This window comes from Actinoplanes sp. NBRC 103695, from assembly GCF_030269485.1.
Lineage (GTDB): Bacteria > Actinomycetota > Actinomycetes > Mycobacteriales > Micromonosporaceae > Actinoplanes.
This window is the reverse complement of record NZ_BSTL01000077.1, coordinates 1-8493: the sequence shown is the minus strand read 5'-3', so window position 1 is coordinate 8493 and position 8493 is coordinate 1. Positions and strand designations below refer to the sequence as shown.

Sequence of the window (8493 nt, the reverse complement as noted above, 5' to 3'; positions counted from 1 at the left end):
GAACTCGGCTACCTGAGCCCGGACGAATACGAGACCGCCTGGCACACCCAGACCGAGCCAGATAACCTCACCCCTGCCCCGACCGGAAGCAGGTAACCACCGCTCCGTCGAAACGGGGGGAACTCACAGCCACTCGTCGCGTATGACGTCGAGGAACCAATCGGCATAGTCGGTCGGGGCCGAGGGATGCCAGCGAGCACCTTCGGTGTCGGTAGCCCAGATACCGTTCGGCTCAGCGTCAACGTTGGGGATGGCCGGCAAGACGTCCATGTGAAGCGGCAGTAGATCGTGGACAAAGGTCCAGCACCGGCGCCCTTCGTCGTCGAGCGTGAGTCGCAAGTCGGGGTTCGCCTTGACGAATTGCTCCAGCGCGTCGCCAACATCTGCCTTCAGGTCTTCCGAGGCGATCTGAGACTTCTGGAGGTTGTGCCTGCACACCATGTCCAGGTCATATTCGTCACGGCGGTGGATGAGAGCAGTCACGGTGCCAAGCCGCATGGATCCCTGGGGGTACAACGCCCCACCCGTCCCGCTGTCTGTCCAGTAGGTGCTCAGGAAGTCGCAGGCTGCCTTGTAGGCGAACTCGGCGACCTGGAACTGCTCTTCCGGGATGTCGAACGACTCGATCCCAGCGCCAAGCACCTGAGTCAGTTGGTCGTCACGTTTCATGGCTGTCAAAGATCCTTTCCTAATGCGGCAGTAACCTCACGCTGGGCGCGCCCATTTCGGGCACGGTCAGGTTGACGGCGAGACCGTAGCGGCTGCCTACGACAGGAATGTCGCGAAGAAAGATCGTCTTGACGTGTCGCGGCACCCTGTAGGGCGGCACGAGGAGCAAAGGATCTCCGTTCTCCCTCGCCACGACTGGCTTGTGCCAATCTGCACAGCCGGACGGGCGAAGCAGAACGAATAGACCAAGTTGTCACTCGGCCGGGAAGCAAGCGAGTAGAGATATGCCGACCGGGCTCGAAGGCTGGGCCGGGCTTCCGCTCCGGCCGCCACCTGATCGAGTGGCATCGACCTTTTGCTGGTTACCCCGTCCTCCGACCGCTCGTTGGTCAAGGTGAAGGCTTCTCTGATATGGAGAGCCCCTGATCGAGTCGAGGTGCGGACCATGTCCGATACCAGTGCGATCGTTCAAGACCACGTGACCGGGCTGTACGGGTTCCGTCTGGAGCTCGGTCACGACAGCAACGGGGCCCGGATGCAGGCGCGGCGGTCCGGGTTCGTCACGCAGAAGGCTGCGAAGAAGGCGTACGACCGGTTGTGCCGGCAGCGTGATGCCCGGATGGCCAGGCCGCGGCAGAGTGACACCACGCAGATGGTGTGTGAGGGGTGGTTGCTGTCGCGGGAGCAGGAGCTGGAGCCGAACACCAGCTACAACTACCGGTGGTTGCTGGGATTGATCTACCCGTACATCGGCAAGGTACGGGCGTGCCGGCTCAGCGCGCGGATGGTGGAGCGCGCCTACCGGGATCTGGAAGCCGACGGCTACTCCCGGACGACGCTGCGGACGCTGGACCTGGTGCTGGCGAAGGTGTTCACCGAACAGCTCGGCCGAACTCTGGGGGCGCGTAAGCCTCGGGAGAGTGACGATGAGCGGCCGGTCTGGACGCTGGCCGAGGCGCGTCGGTTTGGTGACCACGTTCGTGGGGACCGCCTGTTCCCCATGTGGCGGCTACTGCTGGTGACAGGACTGCGGCGCGGGGAACTGTGTGGGCTGCGCTGCGGTGATCTGGAACCGGTGCAGGGCACGCTGACGGTGCGCCGGCAGATCGTGGTGGAGGATCCGGGCAGCCGCATCCGGGTGAAGCCGCCCAAGTCACTCAACGGCAAACGCACCCTGGTCCTCGACCCGCTCACGCTGCACCTGCTGACCGAGGTGGCGGCGAATCGTGGGGCGGCGTCGCGGTATCTGTTCAACGGCCGTACCGGTCGTCCGTTGCGGCCGGACAATCTCACCGACCGGTTCAACAAGCTTGCGGTGGCTGCCGGGGTGCGGCCGATCGGGCCGCATCAGATGCGGCATCTGACAGCGTCGGCGTTGTTCGACGCCGGGTACGGCGTTCATGAGGTCGCCGAGCGTCTCGGCCATGATCCGGCCACGCTGATGCGCTACTACGCGCGGGTCAGTGCCGCCCGCCGGTTGCAGGCCAGCGGCCGTATCGCTGAACTGGTGATGTCCGCGCCGTCGCCGGCGGTCGCCGATACATGAAGACGAAAAGGAACGAGGGGCTATTCTGGAACCCGGCACGCGCATTCGGGAAGAGTTGGGCTGAATGCTGGTGGGGGAGAGGTCGTCTTCTCATGAGCTGTCAAGTGGTTACCGATTCCGCTGTTTCTGACGCCTCGATGCCGTTCCGGATTCACAGTGCAGGACAGAATCCGAATCCTCCCACGTCCGCGGTAAGGTGCCGTCGTATTCGCGGGACTTGGCGATTGCTCCGGACAGGCTGGCAGGCGCCGCACTTGATTGGGCGTGGTCACAGCCCTGGTCACAGCCTTGATCAACTTCTCCGGGATTGGTTGAAATCGGACGTCACGGCGGTGTCGTTCTGTCCGGTTCTGCGTATGAAATAGCGCAAGTTGATATCGCTTAACACAATCGTTATATAGCTGGGGGTCAAGGGGTCGCAGGTTCAAATCCTGTCAGCCCGACAAAAAGTACCCGGTGACCTGCGGAAACGCAGGTCACCGTTTTCGTTGGCCGACAGTTACCCCTCGAAAACCCCTGGTTTTGAATCAACCCTGAGGTTCGGAGGGGAATCGCTACGCCGGCAACACTCGTGCCGTCCGTGAGACTCGTGCCGCCCGCGAGCGCCGGGCCGAACGCAAGAGAGATCAACTGGGCTTCGGAATCGAGCCGGCATCGTCGCGGGTCAAATCTCCGAGCCGCTCGATCGGCCCATGGGCTGCAAAAATGCGAAGCCTCGGTTGTGCCGGACGCTCAGTAGATGTCCTCGACAAGGCGTCCACCTGAGTCGGTGACCATAATGTCATCAAAGGCGATGTTCAAAGGCGCCAGAAGCACCAGGCCCCCGTCGAACGGGTTGACCTCAATGGTCTTCGGCCCGCTGCTGGCCATCACGATCGTCAACCGGTCGCCCGGAGCCAGGTCACGCGAACCGCCCTCAGGCTCGAAGAAGGCCCGATAGCCAGGTAGGTCATCCGGGGCACGCACGACCACTGTCACCGCAGCCGGATCGGACCCACGACCAGGCGTCAACCCGCTATCCACATGCCGATCATCACCGTTGAATGCCCACCGGGACAGGTGAACGCGCCAAGACCGGACTCCTCAAATACCCCTTTCAGATAGTTGGTCGCCCGGGTGCTTCCGTGCAGCTTCGAAGGCAGTCTTCGAAATCTCATCCGCCCGCAGCTCAAACCGCCAGACTTGTAGGCAGCCAGAAGGCGGGAGAGTTAGGTGAGGGGACGTCTGTTGTTCGAGCCACCGATAGAACCCGGACCGCGACACCGCCAGGACCCGGCACAACCGCTTGACGCCGTGCACCGGCCGGTGAGCGGAGATGAACCGCAAGCGGCTGGTCACCGATCCATCTCCTTGGCGAAATAGGCGGCTGCTTTGCGCAGGATCTCCTTCTCCTGCCGCAGCTCGGCCATCTGCGCATGCAACCGGGCGATCTCAGCGTCCTTGTCCGCCACCGACAACCCGGCCCCGGCCGGCACCGCCGAGCCCGCACCTGAGTTCTGCTGCTCGTGCTTACGGACCCAGTTCCGCAGCGTCTCGTGGCTCATGCCCAGCTCACGGGCGACCTCGTTGATCGGCCTACCGGACGAGCGGACCAGCTCGACTGCGTCCCGCCGGAACTCTTGCGTGTACTTCGCTGGACGCCCCAACGGGGACACCCCTTCCTCTGGACTCAAGATCCAGTTTCAGGGTGTCCACACCTCAGGGGGAAGCCCAACTCGCTGTTGGGGCAACGAGCTGACCAGCCCGCTTCGGCGCATCCGACGGTTGAGGTGCTTTGCGTGCCCCGCCAGGGACTCGAACCCCGAGCCTGAGGATCAAAGGTCCTCTGAGCCGAGGCCCTGCCGACGCCCGGCGGCCGGATCGGTGGATCCGGCCGCCGTCCATGCTTGTCTGCTGTTACACGCGGTATCGGTGGATGGAGATGTCACTGTTGCCTTGACCGCTCATAGAGAAGTTGTCGCTGTCTCCCTCCGGGCAGGCAGACGGGCTGTCCTGCGTCGGGCTCTGGGCCCACGAGACGCGGATGTAGATGCAGTAGCCGTCCGCTGCGGTGTCCTGGACCCGACCGGAGACGGTGACCGTCTGCCTGTCAACGCAGTTCGTGCCGTTCGCCAGCCCTCCGGAGATCGGTCGGCTCCAATTGGTGCAGACGGCCGCGCTGGCCGGTCCGGCGTGGAGGGCGACAAGCACCAAACCGGCAGTACTCGACTGCCCGCGCCGGCCTGACGAGATCGCCAACAACGAAATCGCCTTGAGTGACGATGGACGTATGCTCGCTGTCCACTGCGGCGACGGCGATATCCTCGTGTGGCGGGCCGGCAGCCGGCACGTTGCCGGCCGGATCGACGGCTCAGGGCCGACAGCGATCAACCGTGACGCTACCCTCGTGGCGGTGTCCCCGAGCCCCAACGACGTGAGACTGTGGGATCCTGCCGTCAACCGAGTGGTGCAGACGGTGGACGGCGAGAGCGGGCGTCACGATCACGTCCGGTTCAGCCCGGACGGACGCTTGCTGGCCGTCGCGGACGAGGACGGGACGATCCGGGTGTGGACCATCGCCAGCGACGACGACCCAGTCGTGCTCACCGGCACCGTCGGGCAGACGCGGGCGATCAGCTTCAGCCCGGACGGCAAACTGATCGCCGCCGCCGGCACCGACAACGTCATGCGCCTGTGGAACACCGACGGCAGCGGCGAACCCCTGACCTTCGACCATCCCGCCGATGCCCGACAACTCGCCTTCAGCGCCGACGGACGGCAACTCATCACCCTGTACGGAGCGACAATCCGCTTCACACCCTGCGAGGTGTGCGGACCGATCGATGAGGTCCTCGCACTGGCAGGACAGCGCACCACCCGAGACTTCACACCGGAAGAACGCGCGAAATACCTACGCCAACCCGGATGATCGCCACCGAGCCGAAAGAACCGGACATCCACAGCCCGCTTCAGCGTCACCGACAGATGGCGATGTCTAGGGTCGGCACCGCGGTCGCTCACGAGAGATCAAGTAGGCGGCGGGGGAGCGGCGGGTGTTTCCAAGACACACGCGCACCGGTGGCGGCACAACTTCGCCCACGAGTGGCACCGTGCCGGCGGCAACACCGGTGATCTGATGCTGCTTCTGGGGTGGGCATCCGAGGACATGCCCCGTCGTTACGGTGCCAGCGCGGCCGCGGAGCGGGCCCAGGAGTTGCAGGTTCAGATGGGCATCGGCGAGAACGTCTGAACCGTGCGCGAGCTGCGACCGCCACCATCAACTGCTCAAATAATAAATGCCGGTGATGCGCGGCTGGCGAGTTCTGCTCGGGTGGCCTTGGCCTTGGCCTTGGCCATGGACAGGCCCAGCTCGGTGTAGATCGCGATCGCCTGGTCGTAGTGCTGTCTCGCGGCTTCGGCGTCCAGGTGAGCAGCGGCTCGGGCCAGGCCGTGGCGGGCCCGGGCGATCTGTTCTCGGCAGCCGGTCCGCGTCGCCACGATCAGGGCCTCGGTGTGGTGGCTGCGGGCCGTGGTCGGATAGCCGTCGGCCTGGCAGGCCTCGCCGAGTCCGTTGAGCGCCCATGATTCGCCGACCTGGTCGCCGTGTCGGCGGAACTGTTCGAGCGCCTGTCGGTGGTGGTCGGCCGCGTCGAACGGGCGGCCGCTCAATAGCTCGGACCGTCCGCGGCCGTCGATGGCCCAAGCCTCACTGTCGCCGTGGCCGAGCTGCGCGAACATGCCGGCAGCCTCGGTGTGCAGCCGGACGGCCTCGGCCGGGCATCCCTCGATGGCGGCCAGCTCGCCCAAGCCGATCTTTACCCACGCTTCGCCGAAGCGATGCCCCGCTCGACGGTGCAGCACCTTCGCCTCATCCAGGTGGTGGCGCCCCGCCGTGCCGTTGCCCATCCGGATTTCCACCGTGCCGAGCCTGGTCAGCATGTGCGCCTGTCCGGTGACGTCGCCGACCTGCTGGAACAGCGACGACGCCCGGGCGTAGTAGTCCGCCGCCGGCGGGTACCGGCCGGCGCTTTCGGTGAGCATGCCGACATTGCCGAGCGCACGTGCCTGCCCGAGCACGTCGCCGACTTTTTCGAACAGCGCGTGGGCCGCCCACATCTCCGCCGCCGCCAGCTCGCTGCGGCCGGCCTGGTGGTGTACGCCGCCCAGTGCGAGGCGCGCGTTGGCCTCGGCGGCACGGTCGCCGGTGGCCCGCGCCGCCGCCTGGGCGTGCCCGTTGATCGTCAGTGCCACCGCCTCGTGATGCCCGTCGAGGTAGCGAAACAGCAACGCGGACAACGTCACGGCGTGCTCGGGCCGGCCGCGGGTCGCGGCTCGGGCGACGAGTGCCTGAACAGTCGGCAGTTCGGTGCCCAGCCAGTTGCGTGCGGCATCTGCGTTTGTGATCGCGGGGACCGGGCTGACCGGGGCGGCGACGCAGGGTCGTCGGTGGGCTTCGCCGGGGTAGAGGCGGTCCATCGCCGCGGAGACGGTGGCGATGTAGTAGTCGTAGACCCGGTCCAGTGCATTGTGCTCGTCGAGGTCGTCGCCGATCTCCGCGGCGTAGGCCTTGAGCAGGTCGTGCATGCCGAAATGGTCGGCGCCGGCGGGGTGGATCAGGTGGGCGCGGACGAGGACGTCCAGCTGGCGCCGGGCTTCGTCGAGCGGGGAGCCGGCGAGGGCGGCGAGGGCGTATGCGTCGAACAGCGCCGTCGGGTGGCGGCCGAGGGCGGCGAAGGTGCGGCTGGCGCCCGGGCTCAATCGCCGCAGCGACCATGAGAACACCGCCCGTACGGCGGCCCGCTGGTCGTCGCCGCCGCTGAGCAGGTCGAGTGCGTGCTGGGCCGCGCGCAGCTCATCGACCAGCCGGGCCAGCGAAGTGGCCGGCCGGGACACCGCGTGCTCGGCGGCTAGGCGCAGGGTCAGCGGTAACCGTACACATCGCTCCGCGAGCGCCGCGGCGACCTCCGGCGCGGCGGTCACCCGGTCACCGATCAGCCGGCCCAGCAGGGCGACCGAATCGGCGGTTGGCAGCTGGTCCAGTTGCACGCGGTGCACGCCGTGCAGGGCCACCAGGCCGGCCAGCGAGTCACGGCTGGTTACCATGACGGGACAGGTTGACGTGCCCGGAAGCAATGGGCGGACCTGCTCGACGGTCGCCGCGTTGTCCAGTATGACGAGCATCCGCCGTCCGGAGACCTCTGTGCGGAACCGGGCGGCGCGTTCCTCCGGCCGCAGCGGGATCTCCGCACCGGCGGGAAGTAACGCGGTCAAGAGCATCGCCAGCGCCTCGGTGGGCGGCAGCGGCTCGCCCGGGTCGTATCCGCGCAGATCCAGGTACAGCTGTCCGTCCGGAAACCGGCTCCGTTCCCGGTGACACCAGTGCACGACCGTGGCCGTCTTGCCTGATCCGGCCGTGCCGGTGACGGCGACGACTATCGGTTCGTCGCCGGTTCGGCCGATGAGCCGGTCCAGCTCGGCCAGCTCATCGGCCCGGCCGGTGAACGCGGTGACATCGGCGGGCAACTGGGCGGGTACGGCCGCGCGGACCGCGGCCGTCAGCCGCGGGTCGTGGCGCAGCACCGCCTCGTGCACGGCTGCGAGTTCGCGGCCGGGATCCACACCGAGTTCCTGCTGTAGCACCCGGCGTGTCCGCTCGTACTGGGCGAGTGCGTCGGCACTGCGGCCGACGGCGTACAGGGCGCGCATCAACGCGGCGGCGGCGGTCTCCCGCAACGGGTGCTCGTCGGTGAGTTCCGTCAGCCGGGTAATTGTGGACGCCGCGCCACCACTGCGTATCTCGGCTTCGGCCCACGCCACGACGGCGGCCGCGTGCTCTTCGCGCAATGTTCGGCGGGTTCGTTCCACCCAGTGCCCGCGCAATCCGGCCAGTGGTTCGCCGATCCAGAGGGAGAGTGCGGTCCGCAGTGCGGCGGCGTCGGTGGGGTGGTCGCGGAGCGCGTTTCGGAACCGGTGCACGTCGACCTGTTCGGGCTGGATCACCAGGCGGTAGCCGCCGGATTCCCGGGCTACGTGCGTGCTGCCGGGCTCGGCCTGCTCGAGCGTGCGCCGGATCCGGGTGATGTGGGCCGGCAGCGAGCGGCGGACCTGCTTGGGTGGGGACTCGCCCCAGACCCGGTCCACCAGCACGTCGACATCGACGGTGCGGCCTGCCTCTAGCCCTGGACTTCGCACATGCTTTGGAGTGAACGTCCGTCACTCTGATCAAGATCGATGTGTTGGTCTGGGTATGGGTGTGCTGGGTGCTCCGCGTCGTAGTGCTGTGTGTCCTCGTGCCGAGT

At 66.7% G+C, this 8493-nt stretch carries 6 protein-coding genes; 2 read left to right on the top strand and 4 right to left on the bottom strand.

The window, feature by feature from the left end:
* Window positions 1-123: 123 nt before the first annotated feature.
* Window positions 124-669, bottom strand: coding sequence for a nucleotidyltransferase domain-containing protein (locus tag QSK31_RS48130; protein ID WP_285691932.1), 546 nt, complete (start codon window positions 667-669; stop codon window positions 124-126).
* 445 nt (window positions 670-1114) lie between these two features.
* On the opposite strand from QSK31_RS48130, the gene QSK31_RS48125 reads away from it, so the two are divergent.
* Entirely contained in the window at window positions 1115-2215 is a 1101-nt protein-coding gene (locus QSK31_RS48125) for a tyrosine-type recombinase/integrase (RefSeq protein ID WP_285691931.1), read from the top strand.
* Between the two features lie 732 nt (window positions 2216-2947).
* Here QSK31_RS48125 and QSK31_RS48120 read toward each other — a convergent pair.
* Both QSK31_RS48120 and QSK31_RS48115 read right to left on the bottom strand, forming a co-directional pair.
* Window positions 2948-3193, bottom strand: a complete 246-nt coding sequence (locus QSK31_RS48120; RefSeq protein WP_285691930.1) for a hypothetical protein — start codon at window positions 3191-3193, stop codon at window positions 2948-2950.
* 356 nt (window positions 3194-3549) lie between these two features.
* Window positions 3550-3861 carry a transposase gene (locus tag QSK31_RS48115; protein WP_285691929.1) on the bottom strand — a complete coding sequence of 104 codons (312 nt, stop codon included), beginning with the start codon at window positions 3859-3861 and terminating at the stop codon, window positions 3550-3552.
* A 428-nt stretch (window positions 3862-4289) separates the two neighbouring features.
* On the opposite strand from QSK31_RS48115, the gene QSK31_RS48110 reads away from it, so the two are divergent.
* Window positions 4290-5123: a WD40 repeat domain-containing protein gene (locus QSK31_RS48110; protein WP_285691928.1), complete on the top strand. Its 834-nt coding sequence runs from the start codon at window positions 4290-4292 to the stop codon at window positions 5121-5123.
* A 356-nt stretch (window positions 5124-5479) separates the two neighbouring features.
* On the opposite strand, the gene QSK31_RS48105 is transcribed toward QSK31_RS48110, so the two are convergent.
* Window positions 5480-8341: an AfsR/SARP family transcriptional regulator gene (locus QSK31_RS48105; protein WP_285691927.1), complete on the bottom strand. Its 2862-nt coding sequence runs from the start codon at window positions 8339-8341 to the stop codon at window positions 5480-5482.
* Window positions 8342-8493 lie beyond the last annotated feature (152 nt).

Coding starts and splice junctions, on each gene's coding strand:
- QSK31_RS48130 (WP_285691932.1), bottom strand. CDS start 669: ATGAAACGTGACGACCAACTGACTCAGGTGCTTGGCGCTGGGATCGAG.
- QSK31_RS48125 (WP_285691931.1), top strand. CDS start 1,115: ATGTCCGATACCAGTGCGATCGTTCAAGACCACGTGACCGGGCTGTAC.